Source organism: Pseudomonas sp. CCNWLW23 (assembly GCF_037095675.1).
Classification (GTDB): domain Bacteria; phylum Pseudomonadota; class Gammaproteobacteria; order Pseudomonadales; family Pseudomonadaceae; genus Aquipseudomonas; species Aquipseudomonas atacamensis.
The window spans coordinates 86,341-110,013 of record NZ_JBAWKM010000014.1; the positions used below are offsets into that span (position 1 = coordinate 86,341).

Annotated in this window: 21 protein-coding genes and 2 pseudogenes; 19 read left to right on the forward strand and 4 right to left on the reverse strand. The window is 56.7% G+C overall.

Features of this window, described 5'->3' with window-relative positions; all coding sequences use genetic code 11:
- Nucleotides 1-119: 119 nt before the first annotated feature.
- The 12 genes and pseudogenes from xylB (at nucleotide 120) to V8J63_RS18250 (ending at nucleotide 12,695) form a co-directional block, all read left to right on the forward strand.
- Nucleotides 120-1,616 carry a xylulokinase gene (gene xylB / locus V8J63_RS18195; protein WP_336464452.1) on the forward strand — a complete coding sequence of 499 codons (1,497 nt, stop codon included), beginning with the start codon at nucleotides 120-122 and terminating at the stop codon, nucleotides 1,614-1,616.
- A 13-nt stretch (nucleotides 1,617-1,629) separates the two neighbouring features.
- Nucleotides 1,630-2,568 (forward strand): carbohydrate kinase family protein, encoded by a 939-nt coding sequence (locus V8J63_RS18200; RefSeq protein ID WP_336464453.1) that lies wholly within the window; start codon nucleotides 1,630-1,632, stop codon nucleotides 2,566-2,568.
- Between the two features lie 44 nt (nucleotides 2,569-2,612).
- Entirely contained in the window at nucleotides 2,613-3,233 is a 621-nt protein-coding gene (locus tag V8J63_RS18205) for a transglycosylase SLT domain-containing protein (RefSeq protein ID WP_016774877.1), read from the forward strand.
- A 275-nt stretch (nucleotides 3,234-3,508) separates the two neighbouring features.
- On the forward strand, nucleotides 3,509-5,602 hold the full coding sequence (locus V8J63_RS18210; protein WP_336464454.1) for a type VI secretion system Vgr family protein: 2,094 nt from the start codon (nucleotides 3,509-3,511) through the stop codon (nucleotides 5,600-5,602).
- Nucleotides 5,602-6,441 carry a DUF4123 domain-containing protein gene (locus V8J63_RS18215; protein WP_336464455.1) on the forward strand — a complete coding sequence of 280 codons (840 nt, stop codon included), beginning with the start codon at nucleotides 5,602-5,604 and terminating at the stop codon, nucleotides 6,439-6,441. The genes V8J63_RS18210 and V8J63_RS18215 overlap by 1 nt, the downstream gene beginning before the upstream one ends.
- Before the next feature lie 51 nt (nucleotides 6,442-6,492).
- A complete protein-coding gene (locus V8J63_RS18220; RefSeq protein ID WP_177434102.1) occupies nucleotides 6,493-6,969 on the forward strand; it encodes a DUF3304 domain-containing protein in 477 nt (158 codons plus the stop codon).
- Complete coding sequence (locus tag V8J63_RS18225) at nucleotides 6,966-8,786, forward strand: DUF2235 domain-containing protein (protein WP_130901607.1); 1,821 nt, start codon at nucleotides 6,966-6,968, stop codon at nucleotides 8,784-8,786. The genes V8J63_RS18220 and V8J63_RS18225 overlap by 4 nt, the downstream gene beginning before the upstream one ends.
- Before the next feature lie 149 nt (nucleotides 8,787-8,935).
- A pseudogene (locus V8J63_RS18230) lies at nucleotides 8,936-9,160 on the forward strand (bacteriophage T4 gp5 trimerisation domain-containing protein); the annotation flags it as partial.
- Between the two features lie 370 nt (nucleotides 9,161-9,530).
- A complete protein-coding gene (locus tag V8J63_RS18235; RefSeq protein WP_130901606.1) occupies nucleotides 9,531-10,505 on the forward strand; it encodes a tetratricopeptide repeat protein in 975 nt (324 codons plus the stop codon).
- Nucleotides 10,506-10,676: 171 nt separating this feature from the next.
- Nucleotides 10,677-11,645, forward strand: coding sequence for a tetratricopeptide repeat protein (locus V8J63_RS18240; RefSeq protein WP_177434103.1), 969 nt, complete (start codon nucleotides 10,677-10,679; stop codon nucleotides 11,643-11,645).
- Nucleotides 11,646-11,936: 291 nt separating this feature from the next.
- The gene (locus V8J63_RS18245; protein WP_130889133.1) at nucleotides 11,937-12,206 is read left to right on the forward strand and encodes a DUF2790 domain-containing protein; all 270 of its coding nucleotides are present in this window, start codon (nucleotides 11,937-11,939) and stop codon (nucleotides 12,204-12,206) included.
- A 90-nt stretch (nucleotides 12,207-12,296) separates the two neighbouring features.
- Nucleotides 12,297-12,695, forward strand: a complete 399-nt coding sequence (locus V8J63_RS18250) for a hypothetical protein (RefSeq protein ID WP_122746120.1) — start codon at nucleotides 12,297-12,299, stop codon at nucleotides 12,693-12,695.
- On the opposite strand, the gene V8J63_RS18255 is transcribed toward V8J63_RS18250, so the two are convergent.
- Complete coding sequence (locus tag V8J63_RS18255; protein ID WP_016774885.1) at nucleotides 12,692-12,961, reverse strand: DUF1652 domain-containing protein; 270 nt, start codon at nucleotides 12,959-12,961, stop codon at nucleotides 12,692-12,694. The two genes, V8J63_RS18250 and V8J63_RS18255, sit on opposite strands and share 4 nt — an antisense overlap.
- A 369-nt stretch (nucleotides 12,962-13,330) precedes the next feature.
- Here V8J63_RS18255 and eco point away from each other — a divergent pair, with 369 nt between their 5' ends.
- Complete coding sequence (gene eco, locus V8J63_RS18260) at nucleotides 13,331-13,816, forward strand: serine protease inhibitor ecotin (RefSeq protein ID WP_125926527.1); 486 nt, start codon at nucleotides 13,331-13,333, stop codon at nucleotides 13,814-13,816.
- A gap of 36 nt (nucleotides 13,817-13,852) precedes the next feature.
- Here eco and ilvA read toward each other — a convergent pair.
- Nucleotides 13,853-14,842, reverse strand: a pseudogene (gene ilvA, locus V8J63_RS18265) (threonine ammonia-lyase, biosynthetic); the annotation flags it as partial.
- A 250-nt stretch (nucleotides 14,843-15,092) separates the two neighbouring features.
- On the opposite strand from ilvA, the gene V8J63_RS18270 reads away from it, so the two are divergent.
- Both V8J63_RS18270 and V8J63_RS18275 read left to right on the forward strand, forming a co-directional pair.
- A complete protein-coding gene (locus V8J63_RS18270) occupies nucleotides 15,093-15,449 on the forward strand; it encodes a DUF2834 domain-containing protein (RefSeq protein ID WP_130889135.1) in 357 nt (118 codons plus the stop codon).
- Nucleotides 15,450-15,517: 68 nt separating this feature from the next.
- Entirely contained in the window at nucleotides 15,518-15,697 is a 180-nt protein-coding gene (locus V8J63_RS18275) for a hypothetical protein (RefSeq protein ID WP_130901604.1), read from the forward strand.
- 15 nt (nucleotides 15,698-15,712) lie between these two features.
- Here the strand turns inward: V8J63_RS18275 and V8J63_RS18280 are convergent, their stop codons facing one another.
- Both V8J63_RS18280 and V8J63_RS18285 read right to left on the reverse strand, forming a co-directional pair.
- Nucleotides 15,713-17,014 (reverse strand): ATP-binding protein, encoded by a 1,302-nt coding sequence (locus tag V8J63_RS18280; RefSeq protein ID WP_073476613.1) that lies wholly within the window; start codon nucleotides 17,012-17,014, stop codon nucleotides 15,713-15,715.
- 4 nt (nucleotides 17,015-17,018) lie between these two features.
- A complete protein-coding gene (locus tag V8J63_RS18285; protein WP_336464456.1) occupies nucleotides 17,019-17,720 on the reverse strand; it encodes a response regulator transcription factor in 702 nt (233 codons plus the stop codon).
- A gap of 253 nt (nucleotides 17,721-17,973) precedes the next feature.
- On the opposite strand from V8J63_RS18285, the gene V8J63_RS18290 reads away from it, so the two are divergent.
- The 4 genes from V8J63_RS18290 (at nucleotide 17,974) to V8J63_RS18305 (ending at nucleotide 23,670) form a co-directional block, all read left to right on the forward strand.
- Complete coding sequence (locus V8J63_RS18290) at nucleotides 17,974-19,131, forward strand: efflux RND transporter periplasmic adaptor subunit (RefSeq protein ID WP_130889136.1); 1,158 nt, start codon at nucleotides 17,974-17,976, stop codon at nucleotides 19,129-19,131.
- A 15-nt stretch (nucleotides 19,132-19,146) separates the two neighbouring features.
- Nucleotides 19,147-22,245, forward strand: coding sequence for an efflux RND transporter permease subunit (locus V8J63_RS18295; RefSeq protein WP_197890539.1), 3,099 nt, complete (start codon nucleotides 19,147-19,149; stop codon nucleotides 22,243-22,245).
- A gap of 180 nt (nucleotides 22,246-22,425) precedes the next feature.
- Nucleotides 22,426-23,067, forward strand: coding sequence for a DUF1345 domain-containing protein (locus tag V8J63_RS18300; RefSeq protein WP_336464457.1), 642 nt, complete (start codon nucleotides 22,426-22,428; stop codon nucleotides 23,065-23,067).
- A 159-nt stretch (nucleotides 23,068-23,226) separates the two neighbouring features.
- Complete coding sequence (locus tag V8J63_RS18305) at nucleotides 23,227-23,670, forward strand: hypothetical protein (protein ID WP_125926520.1); 444 nt, start codon at nucleotides 23,227-23,229, stop codon at nucleotides 23,668-23,670.
- Nucleotides 23,671-23,673 lie beyond the last annotated feature (3 nt).

Below are 23,673 nucleotides of genomic sequence, written 5' to 3' on the forward strand. Positions count from 1 at the left end.
TCGAATACAGAGTGTGAAAGGCATGAAAATCTGCTCCCTTTCCCCCTCGCCCCCATGGGGGAGAGGGCTGGGGTGAGGGGGTAGCTCTTGATCTTCAGCGCAATCTGACAGGCCCATACATGACAACAACAAAGCTCTTCCTGGGTATCGACTGCGGCACCCAAGGCACCAAAGCGATCATCCTCGATGCCGGCAGCGGCCAGGTGCTCGGTCTGGGCGCAGCGCCGCACACTATGATCAGCGGCGCCAACGGCCGCCGCGAACAAGACGTTCAACAGTGGCTCGATGCATTCGTCAGCGCCACCCGCCAGGCCTTGCAAGCGGCGAATGTCGACGGCCAGGCGATCCTCGGTGTCGGCGTCTCCGGCCAGCAACACGGCCTGGTCCTGCTCGATGAGCAAGGCGCAGTGCTGCGCCCGGCCAAGCTCTGGTGCGACACCGAAACCACGCCGGAAAACGACCGCTTGCTCGCGCAACTGGGCGGCGAGGAAGGCTCGCTGGAACGCCTCGGCGTGGTCATTGCACCGGGCTACACGGTGTCGAAACTGCTCTGGACCAAAGAGCAGCATCCCGACGTGTTCTCACGCATCGCGCGGATTCTGTTGCCTCACGACTACCTCAACTACTGGCTCACCGGCCGCGCCTGCAGCGAATACGGCGATGCCTCCGGCACCGGTTATTTCAACGTGCGCACGCGTCAGTGGGATTTGCAGATCCTGCGCGACATCGACGCCAGCGGCCGTTTACAAGCCGCATTGCCGGAGCTGATCGACGCGCACGCCGCCGTCGGCACCCTCCTCCCGGCAATCGCCGAGCAACTCGGCATCAACCCCAACGCCGTGGTCTCGAGCGGCGGCGGCGACAACATGATGGGCGCGATCGGTACCGGCAATATCCAGCCCGGCGCGATCACCATGAGCCTCGGTTCGTCCGGCACGGTCTACGCCTTCTCCGACGCCCCGAGCGTCAGCGCCGATGCCTCGGTTGCCACGTTCTGTTCCTCCAGCGGCGGCTGGCTGCCGTTGATCTGCACCATGAATTTGACCAACGCCACCGGTGCAATTCGCGAACTGTTCAAGCTCGATCTGCCGACCTTCAACCAACTGGTCGCGCAATCGCCGATCGGTGCCGAAGGCGTGAGCATGTTGCCGTTTCTCAACGGTGAGCGCGTCCCCGCCCTGCCCCACGCCACCGGCAGCCTGCATGGCCTGACCATGGACAACCTGACCCAGGCCAATCTGTGCCGCGCCGCTGTCGAAGGCACCACCTTCGGTTTGCGCTACGGGCTGGATTTGCTCCGCCAGAATGGTTTACAAAGCCTGCGCATTTGCCTGATCGGCGGCGGCTCGAAGAGCGCGGTGTGGCGGCAGGTCGTCGCCGACATCATGAACGCCCCGGTCATCTGCACCGAACAAAGCGAAGCCGCCGCACTGGGTGCGGCGATTCAAGCGGCGTGGTGCGCGTCGCGCTCTAACGGCGATGATGTGTCCCTGGCCGAGCTGTGCGAGCGCTGCGTGAAACTCGACGCAAGCAGTGAAACCCTGCCGATCGCCGCGAATGTCGCGGCGTTCCAGCAGGCCTACGAACGCTATCAACAGCATGTCGCAACCCTATAACGAGCAAACAACTATGTATCTGGTGTGTGGCGAAGCCCTGTTTGATTTCTTTAGCGAAAACGATGCCAGCGGTCTGGCCTCGAAAGTCAATTTCAAGGCGATTGCCGGCGGCTCGCCGTTCAACGTCGCCGTCGGTCTGCGCCGCTTGGGCGTGGACTCGGCGCTCTTCGGCGGCCTGTCCACCGACTACCTCGGCCGCCGTTTGCAGCAAGTCCTGCAGGACGAAGGTGTGCGCCCGGACTATCTGGTGGATTTCGCCGCGCCGACCACCCTGGCAATGGTCGCGGTAGGCGCCAATGGCTCGCCGCATTACAGTTTCCGTGGCGAAGGCTGCGCCGACCGGCAACTAAGCGAGGCACATCTGCCGACACTCGGCGACGAGGTGCGCGGCCTGCACATCGGCTCGTTTTCGCTGGTGGTGCAGCCGATTGGCGACACCTTGCTTAAGCTGGTTCAGCGCGAAAGCGGCAAACGCCTGATCAGCCTCGATCCCAACGTGCGCCTCAACCCCGAGCCGAACATCGAGCTATGGCGCGAGCGCATCGCCACGCTGGTGCGCCTGGCCGATCTGATCAAAGTCAGCGACGAGGATCTGAGCCTGCTCTATCCCGAGCGGGATCCGCAAAACGTCATTGAAGGCTGGCTCGAACATCGCTGCCAGATCGTCTTCCTGACGCGCGGTGGCGACGGCGCAACAGTGTTCAGTCGCGCCCATGGCTCGTGGTCGGTACCGGCCAATCAGGTTCAGATCGCCGACACGGTAGGCGCTGGCGATACCTTCCAGGCGGCGCTGATCACCTGGCTGACCGAACATTCGCTGGACTCGGTCGAAGGCGTGCAGCAGCTCAGTCGAGAGCAAATCGACGGCATGCTCAGGTTCGCCGTACAAGCCGCCGCACTGACCTGCAGCAAAACCGGTCCGGATCTGCCCTATCGTCATCAATTGAGCTGAGCGCGTAGACTGTCGGCCTTTTTGCGCACGACGGAAAACAGCTCTTGAATCACAGGCACATCCTCGCCCTTCTGACCCTGGCCACCCTGCTGAGCGGTTGCGGCACCTCGCCGCCCCGCTCGCCGGAAGACATCTGCGCAATCTTCCGCGAGAAAAGCGACTGGTACGACGCTGCGCAAGTCACCCAGAAACGCTGGGGCGTGCCGATCCAGGTGCCTTTCGCGATCATGTATCAGGAATCCGGCTACCGCTACGACGCCAAGACGCCGCGCAAATACCTGCTCTGGGTGATTCCGTGGGGCCGCGTCTCCACCGCTTCCGGTTATGCGCAAGCCAAGGACGAAGTCTGGGCCGACTACCAGAAAAGCACCGGCCGCAACTGGGCCGATCGCGAAGACTTCGACGACGCAATCGACTTCGTCGGCTGGTACATGGACAAGACCACCTCGATCAACGGCGTGTACAAATACGACGCCTATAACCAGTACCTGAACTACCACGAAGGCTGGGGCGGCTTCCGCAACAAGACCTACGCGAGCAAAGCCTGGCTACCGCCGACCGCGCGCAAGGTGCAGAACCGTTCGGATCTGTATGCGCAGCAATATGCCGGCTGCAAGGAAGACCTCAATCGCGGGTTCTGGAGCCGGTTCTGGCATTGGTTGTAGAAGCCGTTCGCGAGCAGGCTCGCTCCCACAGGGCCTTAGTGAATGCCGATTTTGTCTACACCCGAGAAACCTGTGGGAGCGGGCTTGCCCGCGATGGCAATCTCTCAAACACCATCAAAGTCTATGAAAGGCCCGATTTCACTGACCCAAACCGCCCTCCTAAGGGTTTTCCCTATGGCATCAAGGCCCCACACCTACGCCATTTGCGCCTTGAATGAGGCCGTCTAATCCTGCAACATCCATCACCTGCTTATTCAACGGACGGAATTCAAGGCATGCTGGACGCCAATGCAACCCACATCACCCTCTCGATCGAAGACGCCAACGCCGACCTGCAAGTCCTCAGCTTCACCGGTCGCGAAGCCCTCAACGAACCGTTCCGTTTCGACCTCGAACTGGTCAGCGCCCGCCCCGACCTGAAGCTCGAAGAGCTGCTGCACAAGCGCGCCTGCCTGACGTTCGGCGCCACCGGCGAAGGCAAGATTCACGGCCAGGTCTATCGCATCGAGCAGGGCGACTCCGGCAAGACCCTGACCCGCTACAGCATCAGCCTGATGCCGCAACTGGCCTATCTGCAGCACAACCATGATCAGCAGATCTTCCAGCAACTGACGGTGCCGAAAATCATCGCCCAGCTGCTGGAAGATCGCGGCATTCTCTCCGACGCCTACAGCTTCCAGCTCGGCGCCGAGTACCCGGAACGCGAGTATTGCGTGCAATACGGCGAGTCCGACCTGCATTTCATCCAGCGCCTGTGCGAAGAAGAAGGCATTCACTTCCACTTCCAGCACAGCAGCAGCGGCCACAAACTGGTGTTCGGCGACGACCAGACCGTATTCCGCAAACTGAAGCCGGTCAGCTACCAGCAGGACTCCGGCATGGCTGCGGAGAAGCCGGTGATCAAGCGCTTCAACCTGCGCCTGGAAACCCGCACCACCCGCGTCAGCCGTCGCGACTACGATTTCGAAAAACCCAAGCTGCTGCCCGAAGGCGCGGTCAAATCCGAATACGCCCCGGACCTGGAAGACTACGATTACCCCGGCCGCTTCACCACCCGCGAGCGCGGCAAGTTCCTCTCAACCCGCGCCCTGGAGCGCCATCGCAGCGACTACAAACTCGCCGAAGGCAAAGGTGATGAACCGACCCTCACCAGCGGCCATTTCCTCACGCTCGCCGAACACCCGCGCGCCGAGTGGAACGACCTGTGGCTGCTGCTGGAAGTCTTCCACGAAGGCAAACAGCCGCAAGTGCTCGGTGAAAACGTCACCAGCGACGTCACCGACAACAAAAGCGATTTCCACCAGGGCTACCGCAACAGCTTCCTCGCCACCCCGTGGGACGCGCACTACCGCCCTGCCCTCGAACACCCGAAACCGAAAGTCCTCGGCAGCCAGACCGCCGTCGTCACGGGTCCTGCCGGTGAAGAAATCCACTGCGACCAGTACGGCCGCATCAAAGTGCAATTCCACTGGGACCGCGACGGCCAGTCCGACGACAAAACCACCTGCTGGATGCGCGTCGCCAGCGGCTGGGCTGGCGCAGCCTACGGCGGCATCGCCATCCCGCGCATCGGCATGGAAGTCCTCGTCACCTTCCTCGAAGGCGACCCCGACCAGCCCCTCGTCACCGGCTGCCTGTACCACAAGGAAAACGTCGTCCCTTACGACCTGCCGGCCAACAAGACCCGCAGCACCTTCAAAACCCTCAGCTCCCCGGGCGGCAAGGGTTACAACGAATTCCGCATCGAAGACAAAAAAGGCGCCGAACAGATCTACATCCACGCCCAGCGCGACTGGGACGAAAACATCGAACACGACCAGAAAATCCGCGTCGGCAACGAACGCCACGACACCGTTGAAGCCAATGTGCTGAGCGAGTTCAAGGTCGAAGAGCACCGGATCACCCATCTGGACCGCATCAGCGAAATGCGCGCGGATGATCACCTGACGGTGGGTGTGACGCAGCATGTGAAGGTCGGCACGGCGCAGTTTGTTGAGGCTGGGACGGAGATTCACTATCACGCTGGTGACAAGGTGGTGGTTGAGGGTGGCATGGAGCTGACCGCCAAGGCTGGTGGGAGTTTTGTGAAGGTTGATGCGGGTGGGGTGACCATCAGCGGCGCGGAAGTGAAGGTGAATTCGGGTGGTGGTCCTGGGGCCGGCACTGGCATTCAGATCCTCGCCCCATTCATTCCGGGACTCGCAGCCATTGATAACGCCGGACGCCTGATGCAAACCCGCGCTAACCAGATGATGCAGGCGGAGTCCCTCGCCGTGACGCCGAAACTCAAAGCACCTACCGGCATCTGCGTCGAATGCCTGAAAAAAGCCATGCGTGAAAAACTCGCCCTGCAATCGGGGGCAAATTGATGACGAAGAGTGACGCAGCGAAAGCCTGGAGCGAAGCGAAAAAGAACGCTCAGTCGATATTCGCGATCGTTGAGATCGGCCTGTTGCCGGAACCCGCTCGATTGCAGTTCGTCAGAGTTGACCCGTCACGACGGCCGTTGATGGTGCAACCGGAATTCGCCGAACTGCGCAACTACGGCCCGTGGCTGGTCGACGTTAGCCACATGGATTTCGAAGCCTTTCTTGCTCACGAACACTTCACCGGCTGCACCGCAATGGCCAGTTGGATTCGTACCGACTGCCCAGCCGACAAGCTCGCCGCTCACCTTAGTGATGCGTTGCTGGCAAAAAATGAAGCTGGCGAAGTCCTGATGATTCGTAGCTACGCACCAGAAGTGGTGCCGATGCTGTACGCACGCGATGATCTGTCTTGGCATGCGTGGCTGTTTGGCCCACTGCAGGAGTGGTGGGTGCCAGCAGAAGAAGATCAATGGCACTGTCTGAAGGGACTCAACCTTGAAAAGCCCGGAAGATACGAGCCTATCTTTCTTGACGGAAAGCTGTGGACGGACATGGAGATCGATCCTCTACCCTACAGCCTCACCACTGAACTGGAAAAAGAAGCGCCTGAAGTGTTTGCCAGCACCTGTCACGGCGCCCGTTTGAAACAAGTGAAAGAAGCGCTGGACGCTGGCCGCAGTGAAGGTTTAACGGACGCGGAAGACGTCACTCTATTTGCCACCCTGCGGTTGATGAACCCTAAGTTTCCAGAGAACTGGCCGATGTGGACTCAAGCTAAGGAGCGAACATTTAGAGAAAAACTGCCGCTTGGAATCGTTATACAGCAGCTGTCTGACTGAACCTTCAATTTCTATATAACATCGCTTTGTAAAATGACACGGGAAACATTGATGTCGCTGACCATGAATAGCTCGAATGAACGACGATGGAAACGCCGATCTTCAGCGATCGTAATTCTGATTCTCGCGGTATTTTTCGTGGGATTTTATATTTACACCAAAACCCGAATATCCGGCGCTGCTCTCACCTCCCACAATTATATGAACAGACCAATAGGTAGCTTTTGGGTAAATGACAACTGGGGAGGAAATGGTGGCGTGACCTGTTGCTGGAAGATGTCCGGCGACACTGCGAAGGTAGTTTGGATCCTGAGCATGTCGAAAGCTCAGGAGGATCAAGGAATGAAAATAGAAAGACATGAAGAACTAATGCCTATGCCAAAGCGCAAGGCTGGGGACGACACGCTGCATGTTTACTTTCTTCCCGGTAATAAAATAGAGCTCACGTGGTCTGCAACTACGCTTGATAAAAACTCATTCCGCGAAAATACGACTAAAGAAACCAATGGACAAGGGAGTCATCCATGAGCGAACCAAAAAACTTATGCGATGCACAAGCCATTAGCTCGCGCTTAAGTTCGTCCACAGGATTAAAAAAGAGTTCAACGCTACCATGTGAAGCAACATTACATGTTGGATTTTTTTTCGATGGAGTTAGTAGAAACCTAGAAGACGACTTAAAGGAAGAAAGAGTTACCAATATTGGCCGCCTTTTTCTCGCGTATCCACACGAGGAGAACTCTGCACCATCCGATCCGGCCAGTCAGCATCATAAATTCTATATATCTGGGCTTGCCACATCGTTTGACGCTACCTTAGGCACGAACTCGACTACTAGCGCAGCCAACCTCAACGGCGCAATCAGCAAAATCAAAGACGACGTTTCCAAACTACCGAAAGATAATTCCACGGAAGCTGTTGTTGACGTAGGCAAAGACGTATTAGCCGGGAAAAACTGGTGGGACAACTTTACAAACAACCTAAAACCCAGGAATCTTATTTCCGCTATTGCTACTACAGCAGCCAAGGCTTCGGTCGAAGGTATTTCTCCCGTCCGTGACCAAGAAATAGTTTTCAGTTTACTTAAAACTGGTGTAGACACTCGCCTAGAGGCCGCAAGTAATCGTTTTGAAAAGCTTGTAGAGGACGTCAAAAAATCGAACTCGATCTCGATCAAAAAAATTTCAGTATCGGTGTTCGGTTTCGATTATGGCGCTACGCTTGCGCGAGCCTTCGCTCATAAATTATTTGAGGCGTGCGACCCTGGTACTACCGTCTACAAAGGTGCAAAGCTGGAAGTGGTTTTCGCTGGGCTGTTCGATGCGGTAGATCGAAGCATGGAAGCATCGGTGGTTCGAGATTTTTTACTGCCAATTTCCAATTCAGTGGATGATGGAGAGTGCTTGCCAGGTCCAGTCAAGTCGGCACTTCACCTAGTTGCTGCTCATGAGTGTAGAGGTGACAGGCGTGCACGTCTAATCGGCACCGGATCGCTTACCCCCCGATGGGAAGAACGGTTGGTTCCGGGCACGAGCTCTGACGTAGGGGGCGGATTGGCGAAAAAAAGTGCCTCGCACAGCCGAGAGCTGCACATAGTGGCTTTGCACGAAATGTATCGTGCCGCCTATAGTGCTGGAGTCCCCTTCCCCTCTATGGCGAAACTTCAAGAAAAAGATAGATACGTGGCTAGCTTCTTCGAATTTCATGATCACATCAATGGCACCGGCGCTATTGAGGCGAGCAAACGATACACGAGCCTAGCTGGCAATAAAAAAGTGTCTGCCGACGCTTTTCTAGCTCATCGCCGCTTATACATCCAAAGACTTCGTGGACTTTGGGAATTGTATAGTGGACAACACCGTGCTTATAGCGAACAAGAAGATCGCTTGAAACGCCCATTATTGGGTGACTCCGGAACATTGAAACGCTTGCTGGGAATGGGCAGTGAAACAGAAGTTCAAGCTAGTAAGCGCGACGCGGCTCTGGAACAAACTCGCAAAAGTAAAGATGTACTTCGCAGCGAGCTTGGCTGGTTAGAGGACGTTGATAGGGAAGCCAAACGCCTGAGCATCGGACTCGCAACTAAAGCAGAAAAAGCATTGCTGGACGAATGGTTTGTGAAGGAGTCGAAGAGTCTCAGCTTCGATATTGAGGACCTGCTGGAATTCTATGTAAATGACAAATTCATGGTAAGCCAAATGTCACAATCACCAAGCTCGACCAAGTATTTTTTAATCAGAGAATTTGACATTCCTGACCTAAATAAAACAAAAGGGATGGCCCCCGACTTTATGGAACAGATGATGCGAAAAACGCCCGCAGACTCTTCAGGTGCATCGACCTAAAAGCATGAGACTCAAGGTCTGAGAATGAATCTTTTGATTTGGATTCCATTCTATTGACGGATATTGCGGAGGACGAATGCCAAAAAAACAGAATTCGCGACGGAAATAAATAGCTCTCGCGGTAAACGGCCTGGCGGCTTAGTTATGCGATCCACGCCCAGCGCGACGGGGAGGAAAACATCGAACACAACCAGAAAATCCGCGTCGGCAACGAACGCCACGACACCGTTGAAGCCAATTTATTGAGTGAGTCCAAGGTTGAAGAACAACGGATTCCCAATCTGGAACCCATCAGTGAAATACGCACGGATGATCACCTGATTGTGGGCGTCACGCAGTATGTGAAGGTGGGTCCAGTGTCGTCTGCTTCAGCAGCAGGCTGTTGAGCGCATACTAGGATTGATTGTCCGCCAAGCGGAAAAGCAAGGAACAATAACCCTTGCCCAAGCACAATTTGAAGAAGCATGCATGAGCATGAATCGGTTCGGAACCAAAGCCGCAGACGAAGCAGAACAGCTATATTGCCAGAATCGACTGCATATGGACAATTTCATGTCAGAAGCAATTCTGCGACTGCACGACGATGCGAACGACGAAATGCGTGCCCGGTATAAAGCGCACGTGAACCTTTTAGGCGCGAACCTAGATGGCTTTTGTCACAGAACCCGATACTACGGACAAACTTTTGTTCCTGGCGGAAAAGCAAAATATGTCCCTCCAGCTAAATACATCAAGGGATAAAAAATGTTGCGCACACTTATATATATAGCAACCGCAATTGCAACCCTCTTATCAAACAATGTACTTGCCGAGCTTACACCAACTCAGCAGGCCGCAAAAACTCGTGGGATAATGCTTTTCAATCAATACAAACCAGCAGAACTGGAACTTCGCATAGCAGCCGAAGCGGGCGATGCGGAAGCACAATTCTATTTAGCTGACGAGCCTCGTCAAAAAAAACAAGGAATGACTGTCGAAGCGCAAAAATGGTACGAGGCATCAGCATCACAGGGTGATTATTATGCGATGTTTAAACTCGCCACCGTATCGGAAGACCTGTGCTCGGTTGTCAACCAATGTCCTGCTAGTAGTAAAAAACCAAGTGACTGGCTAGATTTATTGATAAAAACTGCTACGCCTCGCGCTTTGGGTGGCGACGGCGAAGCGATGGCTGTGCTTTACAACGCGACTGCAGAGTTGGATTGGTTGCAGAAATCAGCAGCGGCTGGATATGCGCCGTCACAGTGGTTACTCGCTAATCGTTACGCCGAGGGGGAAGGCACATTTTTGCTACCTTGGAAAAGAAAGAGTGCCGAGGAGGAGTTGCTAAAGGCTGCTTCGGAAGGAGGTTACCCTCCTGCAATGATCGAATATATTTCGATTCTTTCCCAGCGAAATGATCTGGCAGGTGTTCGGCATTGGTGGGAAGAAGCGGCGAAAACCGGTTATCAAAATGCCGTCGCAACCTATGGTGCATATCTTTCCCACACGCCCGACAAAGTTGGCTACCCCGTCGATTTGATCAAGGGCTACGCACTGGTCTCTTTGCTTAAAGAATTGGATGGCGGTGGAAACGTTCAAGTCTATGTGGAAGGGAAGCTTCCTAAAATTGCTGCAAAAATGACATCGAACCAGATTGAGGAAGCGGAAAAATATGCAATTGAGTGGAAGGCCACCCACCCGCCCCTTTCTTTCTTTCCAAGGAAATTAGGTTTTTAATTAGTAATGAAGCAGAATGCAAGAAATAACCGGTACGAGGCTAATCTTCCCGAATTAGAACAATCGACAGCCTTGTCGATCGCGCTCTGCCGTATCGTTTTCAAAAGTTTTGCAAAGACCGATAAACCAGCGAAACAACTGCAATCGAAAAACAACTCAGCACTTACACTGATGAAGGTGATCCCCACTACGCTTATTTTATTAACGCTAGCGTCGACCCAGTCATTCGCGCTTACGAACGAACAATCTCGGGCAAAAATCAAGGGCATTGAGCTATACAATCAATACAAAGCGACTTCTGCAATCCCGTTTTTAACAACAGCGGCAGAAGCGGGAGACCACGAAGCTCAATATTATTTAGGAGAAGTTCTTCGTAAGAAAAATCATTACATGAACGAGGAGGCCAAGAAATGGTATGAAGCGTCAGCAGACCAGAGCGATCTCTATGCCATGATCCAATTGGGCCGCATTGAGCATGATATATGTAAAATATCCAACGACTGCCCTCCTTCTCACAAGCAACCAATAGAATGGTTAAATCAGGCAAAAAAAATAGCTCAAGAAAAAGCCGAGGCTGGTGATGCGGAGGCAATGTGCATAATGTATGAAATCACGCTAGATGATGCGTGGTTGGAAAAATCCGCCTCTGCGGGAAATGCATTTGCGCAATACTGGATGGCGGTATCCCTCAAACAAGGTGATGGTTTTCTCATGCCTTGGAAACGAAGCGAAGCAGTTGAAAAGTGGTTTAAGCTATCTGCTGAAGGCGGCTACCCAAAGTCAATGATGGAATACGCTGCGATATTGTATGAGCGCGGCGATATAGAGGGATTTCGCCACTGGAATGAGCAAGCAGCAATAGCAGGTTATGCGGAATCAGTGTATGGATATGGCTCATATCTTGCTCATGAGCCCGACACATATGGATTTCCATATGACCCCGTTAAAGGCTACTCTCTAGTTTCATCCTTAAGCATTCTGGACGGCGGGGGTGGAATGCAAGAAAACGTTGAATACAAACTCCCTCTCATTGCAGCCAAGTTGACCCCCGCGCAAATTTCCGAAGCACACGAGCAAACAAAGAAATGGACTGCGACACATCCACCACTGTCCTTTTTTCCCGAAAAACTGAGTCGTTAATGTACTTTAATCAATGATGAGGTAGGGCGGGAAATACTTAATGGCCGTAATCAGGATCATTGCTCCTGGTTATGGCTGATCGGCAATCGCTTCAATGCAAATATCTTTGGTTAAATGTGCTTGCCGTATGATCCCCGATCTATTCAGCCTAATTAGTCCAATTAACCCTCCCTTAATTCTCAAATCAAAGACTCTACAGTACTGTTCTGCTCAGGCATCTCGCTGAAATCGACTGCAGCAGGGTCGTCAGGCTTCGTGCCGGGCGCCTATCCGTTACGCTGGAGTCTTCTCATGAACATCCGTCCCTTCCTGCTCTCCGCCACCCTCGCCTGCGCCGCTTTCGCCGGGTTGGCCCAAGCCACTGATACCTCCGCCACTTCCGATGCCTTGCCCTACCAATGCGGCATGCCACTACACGTGGCGAAGGTGCTTTCGCTAACCGAGCCGCCGACCCTGGAATGCAAAGTCATCACCGCCGACATGAAATACATCGACAACACCGGCAAGCCCGCACAAATCAGTTACAGGAAATTATCTGACGCATGCAGTCGGCAGAACTGACAGACGCTTCTGATTTTCCGGTTCGCCATAGGCGTGGAGTGGCTCCGGCGGTTATGCTCGGGGCCTTCCCTACTGCCGCAAGGATTGGCCATGCAGTTGTCGTTCCGCACGTTGTCGAGCTTCACTTCAATCCTGTGTTTTCTGCTGGCGCTGGTCTGGGGATTTTTTCCGGAGGTGCTGCTGGCGATCTGGAGTATTGGCTATTCGGAAGGCACTGGCGTAGTCGCAAGGCGCAGCGCGGTGCTGTTTGCGGCGTTGGGGGTGATGTTTTATTTGCTGCGCAATGCTCCGCCGTCAGCGGCACGCAGTGCGCTGAGCAATGGTTTTATCGTCGGCTGTTTCGGTTTGGCTGCGTTGGGTTTTGGCGAGTGGCTCAATGGCCATGCCGGCCCCGGGATTTTGCTCGCGGTGCTGGTCGAGTTCGCGCTGGGCCTGGGTTTCGTGCAGGCCCGGCGCGTGACGGTCGAACTGGGTGAAACGGTGGGTTAAACGGCTCGAGAACGAGCGCTGGTTTGATGTGTCGTGGTTTGTTGCGCGAGGTCGGAACGCAGGCCTGCGACCAGGTTGTTGATTTCACGGCAGCTGTTCAGGCGGCTGGCGTCGATTCCACTGACGTAGAGATCGGCCTGGTCGGTCCGATGGTCGCCAAATACTTTGACGGACATCGACAAGTCGGGTGACAGCGTGCACTGGCAGCGTTTCGGCAGGAAGCTGCTTTCAATGATATTGCGTAATTCCAAGGCAGATAAAAACATGGCGAACCCTCTCCTTTCTGTGCGATTGCCAATCAAGTATTCACGCTGACCCTTTGCTGCGCCTTCACGGGTGTGCCCCCGCTGTTTCCTTGGTGCGGCAAATGGTGGTACTGCGAAATGCCCATTGGAGTGTAGGCGTCCAAATCCGGTGCGCCTCACCGGAAGAACGCATAAAACGTGCCTTTGATCGGTTCGTTTGGCGCCCTGCAAAATCAAGCACTTGGAAAGATGGCCAGTATCCTGCTATTTGCAAAATGCATGAACCGACCGCCCATCCACTGCAATCTGCAATCTCCGGCCGAATTTGCTTTCGAAGACCATGACGGCAAGAATGTCTCCCATTGCAATTCAACTCGCACGGAGGCTTCCATGAATTCCTTACGCATTTGCGCGATCACTGGGCTGTTAATCGCCAACCTTTCCACCCTCGCCCACGCCGCCAAGCTCGAAGACGTGGCGCCGTATCCCAAAGCCGAAGCCGGGTTTACCCGACAAGTCATCCATCTGCCCAAGCAAGAGCAGGAAGAGAATTTCCAGGTTGAAATTCTCGCCGGCAAAACCCTCGAAGTGGATTGCAATCGCCAGCGTCTGGGCGGTGTTCTCGATGAAAAGAACCTGCAAGGCTGGGGCTATCCGTTCTATCGCCTGGAAAAGGTCATCGGCCCGATGAGCACGATGATGGCCTGCCCGCCCGGCAGCCAGAAAAAGCGCGCTTTCGTTCCGGTTGTCGGTGACGGCTTCATGTTGCGCTACAACAGCAAGTTGCCAGTCGTGGTGTACGCGCCATCGGACGTCGAAGTGCGCTATCGCATCTGGTCGGCGTCGGAAAAAGTCGGCACCGCCCTGCAGGAATAACCCGAGCGCTTGTTACGCCGGCACGCCGCAAGCAGCGGCGCGTTCGGCGACATGGCGCAGACTGTCGAAGTTGATGTTGGCCCCGGAGTCGAGGGCGACGAATGTCTGATCGCGAACGCCGCTGCGCGCCACGTACTGCTTGATCCCCGCCACGGCCAGCGCACCTGAAGGTTCAGTGATCGAACGGGTATCGTCGTAGATATTCTTGATCGCGGCGCAGAGCTCGTCATTGCTGACCGTGATTACCTCATCTACACAAAAACGGCAAACCTCAAAGCCATACGCGCCGATCTGCGCAACCGCTACGCCGTCGGCAAAGGTACCGAGGCTCGGTAGAACCACCCGCTCGTCCGCGCGCAATGCGGCTTGTAGACAGGCCGAATGTTCGGATTCGACGCCAATGATCCGCACTTCCGGGCGCAGGTATTTGACGTAGGCCGCGATACCGGCGATCAAACCTCCGCCGCCGACCGGGATAAAGATCGCATCCAGCGCGCCTTGATGCTGGCGCAGGATTTCCATTGCCACGGTGCCTTGGCCGGCGATCACGTCAGGATCATCGAAGGGTGAAACGAACGTGCGTCCTGTCTCCTCGGCCAGTTGCAGCGCGTGGGCCAAGGCAAAGGGAAAACTCTCACCGTGCAGCAATGCTTCGGCACCGCGACTGCGCACCCCGAGCACTTTGAGCTCAGGGGTGGTAGACGGCATGACGATCGTCGCGGCAATGCCCAATTCCCGTGCGGCCAACGCTACACCCTGCGCGTGATTACCCGCCGACGCGGTGATCACTCCCCGCGCTTTCTGCTCTCCGCTTAGTTGCACGAGTTTGTTGTACGCACCACGGATCTTGAAAGAGAACGTCGGTTGCAGATCTTCGCGCTTGAGCAGGACCCGATTGCCCAATGCTTGCGACAATGCCGGCGCAGGCTGCAACGGGGTAGGCACCGCAATGTCGTACACCGGCGCTGCCAGGATCTTTTTCACGTAATGCTCAAGCAGGGCTTGCTGGTCGGGGCTGTGCGGCATGGTCGTCTCCTGACAGTTTTCAGAACCCCGGAGACAGAAAGTAAAAACCCGCCTCTAGGGCGGGTTGGGTGCTGCAGTCGTGAGCTAGCCCGCCAAATGAGGAATGGCGGTGATAATGCTTGGCTGGCAGCGCGATACAGTGAAAGTCATGGGCTCGAAATTAGCCTGCCGGCGGATGACAAGTCAATGGTCAATTGCGCGTCGCGCCGGTAGGCTGGCACTTCTGCTCATCACACCAAGGAAGGAAAGCATGATGTCCATCGCCCTGCCTCTCACCGCTTTGCTCGCGTTCAGCGGTTACACCGTTTCGGTAATGCTCCAGGCTGAACAGTCACTGATCGACTTCGGCCTCAGCCTGATGTCACGACCGGACACTGCGCAAGTGGTCATCGATCTGTACCTGCTGGCGACACTGGCCGGTGTATGGATGGTCAAGGACGCCCGGTCTCGGGGACGCTCCGTCTGGTCGGTAGTGCCTTATTTGCTGCTGACCACAGTGTTCGTTTCAGTGGGGCCGCTGTTGTACCTGGTGATTCGCGGAATTCAGGAACGGCGCAAATCTGCCGCTGCGCCGTCGGCCCAGCCTCACAATTTTGAATCTTCCTGAGAACTGAACAGTCACTGCAAATGAGAACAACAACTTCCGCTCCAAGCCGATGAAAGTGGAGATTGACCATGAACATTCGCCAAGTGCTGTTCGCCGTCCCGCTGCTGGTCGCTGCCCTGTCCAGCCCTGCTGTTTTCGCCGTCGATGAAAGCGACGCCGTGAAAAAGCCCGAATGTCCGAAAGGTCAAGTGTGGGACAGTAAAACCCAGCAATGCGTGTTGCAGACCAGCGGCACAACGCAGCCCTGATATTCGTCATACGGTTCAGGCCGTGGCCGGCAACCACAGCCTGAATCGCGCCCCACCCAGCGGCGAACTTTCAACCGTCAAGGTACCGCCCTGCGCTTCCAGTGCGCGGCGGCTGATCGCCAAACCGAGGCCGAATCCACCCGTCGCGCGATCACGGCTGCGGTCGAGCCGATAGAACGGTTCAAAGATCCGCTCGCGCTCGTCGTCGGGAATGCCGATGCCATCGTCGTCAACCCATATCTCACATCCGCCGGCAATCACCTGCACGCCAATCTGAATACGCTTTTCGCAATAGCGCATGGCATTGCGCAACAGGTTCTGGATGGCCCGAGCGGTCAGGCGCGGATCCAGCGCAAAGCGTTCGAGCTGGCCGTGCAACAGAACGTCAATCACGATCTCCGGCGATTCCAGCTCCTCATCGACGCTGCCGAGAATGCTGTCGATGAACTCGTCGAGCGACACCTCGATGCGCTCGGGCGATTGCGCCGGATTCTGCAAACGGCTGTAGGAAAGCAACTCCAGCACCAATTCATCCAGCTCACGAATGTGCGCGACCAGGCTCTGCAAGCGCTCGCGGCTGGCGGCCGGCAAGTCTTCCGACAAGGCCAATGCCAGGCCGAAATCCAGACGCGTCAATGGTGTACGCAGCTCATGGGAAACGGCGTTAAGCAGATCACGTTGCTGGTTGAGCAGGTTTTCAATATCGCCAGCCATGGTGTCGAACACGTTGGCGAGGCTGCCGATGTTCGAACTCGGGGCGATTCTGGTTCGCTCGCTCAAGTGGCCTTTGCCGAAGCGTTCGGCAGTGCCTTTCAGGCGCTCTAGATCGCGCCAGTGCGGGCGCAACCAGAGCAGCAGGCAGCCGAGCAGCATGGCGCCGATCAGTACGTTGATGCTCCAGTACAACAGATCGACGTCGACCGGATCCGGCGGTACGACCATACGCACGGCCATGTCCGCATTCAGCGGAGTGACTGCCAAAGTTCGCCAGCCCCAGTCGCCGATGCGCACCACGTTTTCACCCCGGTGCAGACGTTCCTGCTCGATGGGGGTGAAAACCGGGTCGTCGATTGGCGTCAGGACGATGTGCAGCGGCTGGAATTCCTTGTCCATCGCCGCTGCAATCTCCGGCCACTGCTCTTGCGGCGCGGCATGAAACTGCTTGGTGATCAGCGATTGCAGACCTCGGGAAAAGTCCAGGTTGTAGGTGACGAAGCGATCCCGGAAGGCCATGACCACCAGATCCGGCACCAGATAGATCGCCGCGCTATAGGAGACGATCGTCACCAGATACAGGCGAAACAGAATACGAAACATCAGCTCAGCATTCCCACTCGGAGCGGCTGAACAGATAGCCCTTGCCCCACACGGTCTTGATCTTGCGCGCCTCGCCGGCGTGATCATCGAACTTGCGTCGCAACTTGGAAATCGCCACGTCCACCGAGCGATCGGTACCGTTGAATTCGATACCGCGCAGCCGCTGCAGAATCTGATCGCGACTCAGCACTTCGCCGGCGTGCCGGGCCAGCACAACCAGCAAATTGTATTCGCCGCTGGACAGCTCAACCGCTTGATCACGCCAGGTCACGGTGCGCTCGGACAGTTCAATGCACAGATTGCCCATGACGATCCGGTCATTGACCGCCAACGGTTCGCCCAGGCTGCTGCGCCGCAACAAGGTACGCACCCGCGCCAGCAGCACCCGTGGCTCGCAGGGTTTGGTGACGTAATCGTCAGCGCCCATTTCCAGGCCCAGCACTTGATCATGGCTGTCATCGCGGGCTGTGAGCATGAGGATCGGCAAGGTCGCTGAATCGGCGCGCAGCAAGCGGCACACTTGTAAACCGTCGAGACCTGGCAGCATGAGGTCGAGGATCACCAGATCCGGCGTACTGATCCGCGCCCGTTCGCGCACATGGTCGCCACGGCCGATGACGCTGACGGAATAACCGTTGCGCTCCAGGTAGCTGGAAATCAGTTCGGCGAGGGCGGTGTCGTCTTCGACCAGGAGGATGTTGGGCATGGGGTGTTCCAGAAAATGCTGGGGCGACAGTCAGGGCTCACTCGCTCGCACATTGAAATGCGATCTCCTGTGGGAGCGCGCCTGCTCGCGAAAGCGATCGAACTGTCGCAATAAATTTCAAGGCCTGCAGGATATACGCCCTCACCCGCCACGGAGCAAAACCCTTACACAATTTCACACAGCAGCTACAAAGCTTCACCGCTAACCTCCCCGTCTGGCCGTAGGATGCGGCCTTCAATATTGGGGGTTGTACATGTCTGGAAAACTGCTGGCCGGGCTCGGCCTGATCGCATTGGCGCTGACGCTGAGCGCTTGTGATTCATCCTCGAACGCCGAAGAGCAGACGCCGCCGGCCACCGTGCGCGTAGAGACCATTAAAGCCGAGCCCCTGTCGATCAGCAGCGAACTGAGCGGCCGCATCGCCGCGCCACGGATTGCCGAAGTGCGTGCGCGAGTAGCCGGCGTGGTGTTGCAGCGCACCTATCGCGAAGGCAGCGACGTGAAAAAAGGCGATGTGCTGTTCCGCATTGACCCGGCGCCGTTCAAGGCCGATCTGGACAGTGCCGAAGCCGCGCTGCGCAAAGCCGAGGCCAACGCCTTTCAGGCGAAACTGCAAGAACAACGCTATGCGCAGTTGATCGAGGACCAGGCCATCAGCGGTCAGGACTACGACAACGCCCGCGCCGCTGCCCGGCAGACCGCCGCTGATGTCGCCGCCAGCAAGGCAGCGCTGGAACGGGCGAAACTGAACCTCGGTTATGCCACCGTGACCGCGCCGATCTCCGGCCGCATCGGCCGCGCGCTGGTCACCGAAGGTGCTCTGGTCGGACAGAACGAAACCACGCCGCTGGCGCTGATTCAGCAGCTCAACCCGATCCATGCCGACCTCACCCAGTCGACTCGCGAGCTCAATGAACTGCGCCGGGCGTTCCGTTCCGGGCAGTTACAGGAAGTCGGTCAGGACCAGGTCAAGGCCACACTGATTCAGGATGACGGCAGCCTGTATCCATTGCCTGGCAAGCTGCTGTTCAGCGACATCACCGTTGATCCGGGCACTGGCCAAATCATCCTCCGCAGTGAATTCCCCAATCCGGATCTCGACCTGCTGCCGGGCAGTTTCATCCGCGTACGCCTTGAACAGGCAACCATTCAGAACGGCATTACCGTGCCGCAACGCGCGGTGCAGCGTGACAGTGCCGGCATTGCCCAGGTGCTGACCGTCGATGAGCAGATGCGCGTGGCGCAGCAACGGGTGCAACTGGGTGCGGTGCAGAACAATCGCTGGATCGTCACCGGCGGCCTGAAGCCCGGCGACCGTATTGTCATCGAAGGCCTGCAACACGCCCGTCCCGGGGAAAAAGTACAGGTCGACGAAACCCCTCTTCCACTTGCCCAGACCACTGGTCAGTAAGCAGGACGCTCTTATATGCCGCAGTTCTTTATCGATCGCCCAGTGTTCGCCTGGGTGGTCGCCCTGTTCATCCTGTTGGCCGGTGCGCTGGCCATTCCGCAGTTGCCGGTCGCGCAATACCCGGACGTCGCACCGCCGCAGATCGAAATCTATGCCGTGTACCCAGGCGCCTCGGCGCAGACCGTCGATGAGAGCGTGGTCAGCCTGATCGAGGAAGAGCTCAACGGCGCCGATCACTTGCTCTACTTCGAATCGCAGAGCAGCCTCGGCAGCGCGACGATCAAGGCAACTTTCCAGCCGGGCACCAACCCGGAACTGGCGCAGGTCGATGTGCAGAACCGTCTGAAGGTTGTCGAGTCGCGTCTGCCGCAAGCGGTCAATCAGCAAGGCTTGCAGGTGGAGAAGGTCTCTTCCGGTTTCCTCTTGCTGATTACCCTGACCTCCAGCGACGGCAAGCTCGATGACGTGGCGCTCAGCGATTATCTGGCGCGCAATGTGATGAACGAGATCAAGCGCCTGGACGGTGTCGGCAAGGCGCAGTTGTATGGTGCCGAGCGGGCGATGCGCATCTGGATCGATCCGCAGAAGCTCATCGCGTTCAACCTGACGCCGGCCGATGTCAACGAAGCCATCGTTGCGCAGAACGCCCAGGTTTCAGCGGGCAGCATCGGTGATTTGCCGTCGCCTTCCACACAGGAAATCACTGCGACGATTCTGGTCAAAGGCCAATTGTCGACGCCTCAGGAATTTGCCGACATCGTGCTCAAGGCCAACCGCGACGGCTCCACGGTGCGCATCGGTGATGTCGCGCGCGTCGAAATCGGCAGTCAGGAATATCAGTTCGGCACTCGCCTCAACGGCAAGCCGTCCACCGCCGTCGGCGTGCAGCTGTCTCCCGGCGCCAACGCACTGAACACCGCAACGCTGGTGCGGGCGAAGATGGACGAGCTGGCGCGCTACTTCCCGGCGGGCGTGGAGTACAAGATTCCGTATGACACCTCGCCCTTCGTCAAAGTCTCGATCACCAAAGTGATCTACACCCTTGGCGAAGCGATGCTGCTGGTGTTTGCAGTGATGTTCCTGTTCCTGCAGAACGTGCGCTACACGCTGATCCCGACGCTGGTGGTGCCGGTGGCGCTGATGGGCACGTTCGCGACCATGCTGGCGCTGGGCTTCTCGATCAACGTGCTGACCATGTTCGGCATGGTGCTGGCCATCGGCATTCTGGTAGATGACGCCATCGTCGTGGTAGAGAACGTCGAGAGGATCATGGCCACTGAGGGCTTGTCGCCCAAGGAAGCCACGCGCAAGGCAATGACGCAGATTACCGGCGCGATTATCGGCATCACCCTGGTGCTGGTGGCGGTGTTTATTCCGATGGCGTTCATGCAAGGCTCGGTCGGGGTGATTTACCAGCAGTTCTCGCTGTCCATGGCGACGTCGATTCTGTTCTCGGCGTTCCTCGCCCTGACGTTGACGCCGGCGTTGTGCGCAACATTGCTCAAGCCTGTCGCCAAGGGTGAGCATCACGAGAAGTCCGGATTCTTTGGCTGGTTCAATCGTCGTTTCGAGCAACTGACCGATCGCTATCAGGGTTGGGTCGGCTATGCGCTCAAGCGCACTGGTCGCTACCTGATGATCTACGTCGTCCTGTTGATTGGACTTGGGTTCTGTTTCGCGCGCCTGCCCTCTTCGTTTCTGCCTACAGAAGATCAGGGCTACACCATTACCGATATCCAGCTGCCGCCGGGCGCGACCAAGAACCGCACCGTGCAAGTAGCCGAACAGCTCGAAGCGCACAACGCCGATGAGCCGGGAATCAGTGACAGCGTAGTGATCCTGGGTTTCAGCTTCTCCGGTAGCGGGCAGAATGCGGCGCTGGCGTTTTCGACGCTCAAGGATTGGTCGGAACGTGGCAGTGACGATGCTGCCAGCTCGATTGCCGATCGCGCCAACGCTGCGTTGAGTCAGATCAAGGACGCCATGGCCTTCTCGGTGCTGCCGCCGCCGGTGGATGGCCTTGGCACGTCCAGCGGTTTCGAATTCCGCTTGCAGGATCGCGGTGGTCTGGGCCATGCGACGTTGATGCAGGCGCGTACGGAACTGCTCGCCGCCGCCGAGAAAAGTCCGGTATTGATGAACGTCCGTGAAAGCGCGCTGGCCGAAGCACCGCAAGTGCAACTGATCGTAGACCGCAAGCAGGCGAATGCCTTGGGCGTTTCGTTCGCCGACATCGGTAATGTGCTGTCCACTGCGGTGGGTTCCAGCTACATCAACGACTTCCCCAATAAGGGCCGCATGCAGCGCGTGGTCGTGCAAGCCGAAGGTGATCAGCGCAGTCAGGTGGACGACTTGCTGAAAATGCACGTGCGCAACAGCGCCGGAAACATGGTGCCGCTGTCGGCATTTGTCCAGGCCAACTGGATTCAAGGCCCGGCGCAGTTGACCCGGTACAACGGCTATCCAGCGATTGCCATCTCTGGCGAACCGTCGGCGGGGCACAGCACCGGCGAAGCGATGGCGGAAATCGAGCGACTGGTAGCGCTGGGGCCGAAGGGCTTGGGCCAGGAATGGACTGGGTTGTCGTTGCAGGAGCGTCTGTCCGGCAATCAGGCGCCGATTCTGCTTGGCCTGTCGCTGCTGGTGGTGTTCCTGTGTCTGGCGGCGCTGTATGAAAGCTGGTCGATTCCGACCTCTGTATTGCTGGTGGTGCCGCTGGGCGTGCTCGGCGCGGTGTTGGCGGTGACAATGCGTGGCATGCCCAACGATGTGTTCTTCAAGGTCGGTCTCATCACCATCATCGGACTGTCGGCGAAGAACGCGATCCTCATTATCGAGTTTGCCAAGAGCCTGTATGACGAAGGTCACGACCTGATCGATGCAACGTTGCAGGCTGCTCGCTTGCGCTTGCGGCCGATCGTGATGACCTCGCTGGCGTTCATTCTCGGCGTGGTGCCGTTGGCCATCGCCACGGGTGCCAGCTCGGCGAGTCAGCAGGCGATCGGCACGGGCGTGATCGGCGGGATGATCACCGCGACACTGGCGGTAATCTTCGTGCCGGTGTTTTTCGTCGTGGTCATGAAGCTCGTACAACGATTCACCAAACAACGCTGATCAAACTGTGGGAGCGAGCCTGCTCGCGAATGCGTCCGGTCTGCCAACATTAATGTTGAATCTGCTGACGTCTTCGCGAGCAGGCTCGCTCCCACAAGGATTGGCCAACATCCTGCGCAGTGGCCACATCTATCATCGCTGGGCTAAGGTGGTGAAACCTCCCTCACCTACCGAGCTTTCATGCCCTTCCTCGCCCGCACCCACCCTCGCCTTTCCGCTGCCGCCTTGCTCGGCCTCGCCACCGGCCTGCTGGTCCCGGCCGACTCCATCGTCAGCAAAATCCTCATGGGCTGGAACGCCGGTGTCTGGACTTACCTGGTCCTGATGTTCTGGCTGACCATACGCGCCAAGGCCCCGGATGTGCGTCGCATCGCCGAGATCGAGGATGAAAACGCTGGACTGGTGCTTTTCGTCGTGTGCATCGCCGCGCTGGCAAGCCTGGCCACCATCACATTTGAACTGGCGGGCAGCAAAGATCTGGATAACACACACAAATTGATGCACTACGGCTTCACAGCGCTGACGGTGATCGGCTCATGGCTGCTGATCGGGGTGATCTTTTGCGTGCACTACGCGAGGTTGTTTTACACCTGGAATGGGAAGGAGCCAGCACTGCGTTTTGCGGAAGGACTGACCACCCCCAATTACTGGGATTTTCTGTACTTCTCGTTCACCATCGGCGTGGCTGTGCAGACTTCGGATGTGGGTGTTGCGACACGGGATATTCGAAAGATTGTCCTCGCGCAGTCGCTGATTGGATTTGTATTCAATACAGCAATATTGGGATTCTCGATGAACATTGCGGCTGGCTTGTTCAGTTGAATCACTCTACGACTCCAAGCATAAAAACAGTCTATTGCATAGCTGTAATATCTGACAGTTTACAAGACAGTGAAGGTCGTCTTATATGGGTTGTCCACGCACTCTTATCTTACGATGCTGCCTGGATCTTCCCGACTCGCTAATATGGAGATTTAACTCATGCGCAGCGCGGCACTGAAAACTGGCTATAACCAAAACGACTTCATAGACGACTTCACCGCCGACCTGGAAGACGGCACGAAATTCAGAGCTTGGTATACAGAATTAAGGTCGGACACGACCCCCGGCAGGGGTGACGTATACATCGTCATTGCCTATGACCGTGAAAAGCCATTCGTACGGACCTTCACCATTGTTTTTGAAAAATCCAAGCTTGAGGCATCAACGGCTATTACTGAGTTTGATGTCGGTGCAAATGTCACTTACAACAGCTACGAAAACCAGCAGGCCCCAACTCTACAAAAAGCGACCTCGGGCACCTTGGACTATAAACTGGACATGGAAACCGATCGATTCACTGGCACCTTCACAGCTGACGTAGCTAAATCGGACGCAAGTGGAACATTTCCCTGCACCGCAACTTTCGACACCTCCTTGACTTGACAA

Bases quoted from the DNA above. Each gene is read 5' to 3' on its own strand.
- V8J63_RS18250 (WP_122746120.1), top strand. From the start codon at position 12,297: ATGCAGTTGTCGTTCCGCACGTTGTCGAGCTTCACTTCAATCCTGTGT.
- V8J63_RS18225 (WP_130901607.1), top strand. From the start codon at position 6,966: ATGAGCGAACCAAAAAACTTATGCGATGCACAAGCCATTAGCTCGCGC.
- V8J63_RS18305 (WP_125926520.1), top strand. From the start codon at position 23,227: ATGCGCAGCGCGGCACTGAAAACTGGCTATAACCAAAACGACTTCATA.
- V8J63_RS18245 (WP_130889133.1), top strand. From the start codon at position 11,937: ATGAACATCCGTCCCTTCCTGCTCTCCGCCACCCTCGCCTGCGCCGCT.
- V8J63_RS18300 (WP_336464457.1), top strand. From the start codon at position 22,426: ATGCCCTTCCTCGCCCGCACCCACCCTCGCCTTTCCGCTGCCGCCTTG.
- xylB (WP_336464452.1), top strand. From the start codon at position 120: ATGACAACAACAAAGCTCTTCCTGGGTATCGACTGCGGCACCCAAGGC.
- V8J63_RS18285 (WP_336464456.1), bottom strand. From the start codon at position 17,720: ATGCCCAACATCCTCCTGGTCGAAGACGACACCGCCCTCGCCGAACTG.
- V8J63_RS18290 (WP_130889136.1), top strand. From the start codon at position 17,974: ATGTCTGGAAAACTGCTGGCCGGGCTCGGCCTGATCGCATTGGCGCTG.
- V8J63_RS18215 (WP_336464455.1), top strand. From the start codon at position 5,602: ATGACGAAGAGTGACGCAGCGAAAGCCTGGAGCGAAGCGAAAAAGAAC.
- V8J63_RS18270 (WP_130889135.1), top strand. From the start codon at position 15,093: ATGATGTCCATCGCCCTGCCTCTCACCGCTTTGCTCGCGTTCAGCGGT.
- eco (WP_125926527.1), top strand. From the start codon at position 13,331: ATGAATTCCTTACGCATTTGCGCGATCACTGGGCTGTTAATCGCCAAC.
- V8J63_RS18240 (WP_177434103.1), top strand. From the start codon at position 10,677: ATGAAGGTGATCCCCACTACGCTTATTTTATTAACGCTAGCGTCGACC.
- V8J63_RS18280 (WP_073476613.1), bottom strand. From the start codon at position 17,014: ATGTTTCGTATTCTGTTTCGCCTGTATCTGGTGACGATCGTCTCCTAT.
- V8J63_RS18275 (WP_130901604.1), top strand. From the start codon at position 15,518: ATGAACATTCGCCAAGTGCTGTTCGCCGTCCCGCTGCTGGTCGCTGCC.
- V8J63_RS18200 (WP_336464453.1), top strand. From the start codon at position 1,630: ATGTATCTGGTGTGTGGCGAAGCCCTGTTTGATTTCTTTAGCGAAAAC.
- V8J63_RS18210 (WP_336464454.1), top strand. From the start codon at position 3,509: ATGCTGGACGCCAATGCAACCCACATCACCCTCTCGATCGAAGACGCC.
- V8J63_RS18235 (WP_130901606.1), top strand. From the start codon at position 9,531: ATGTTGCGCACACTTATATATATAGCAACCGCAATTGCAACCCTCTTA.
- V8J63_RS18295 (WP_197890539.1), top strand. From the start codon at position 19,147: ATGCCGCAGTTCTTTATCGATCGCCCAGTGTTCGCCTGGGTGGTCGCC.
- V8J63_RS18220 (WP_177434102.1), top strand. From the start codon at position 6,493: ATGTCGCTGACCATGAATAGCTCGAATGAACGACGATGGAAACGCCGA.
- V8J63_RS18255 (WP_016774885.1), bottom strand. From the start codon at position 12,961: ATGTTTTTATCTGCCTTGGAATTACGCAATATCATTGAAAGCAGCTTC.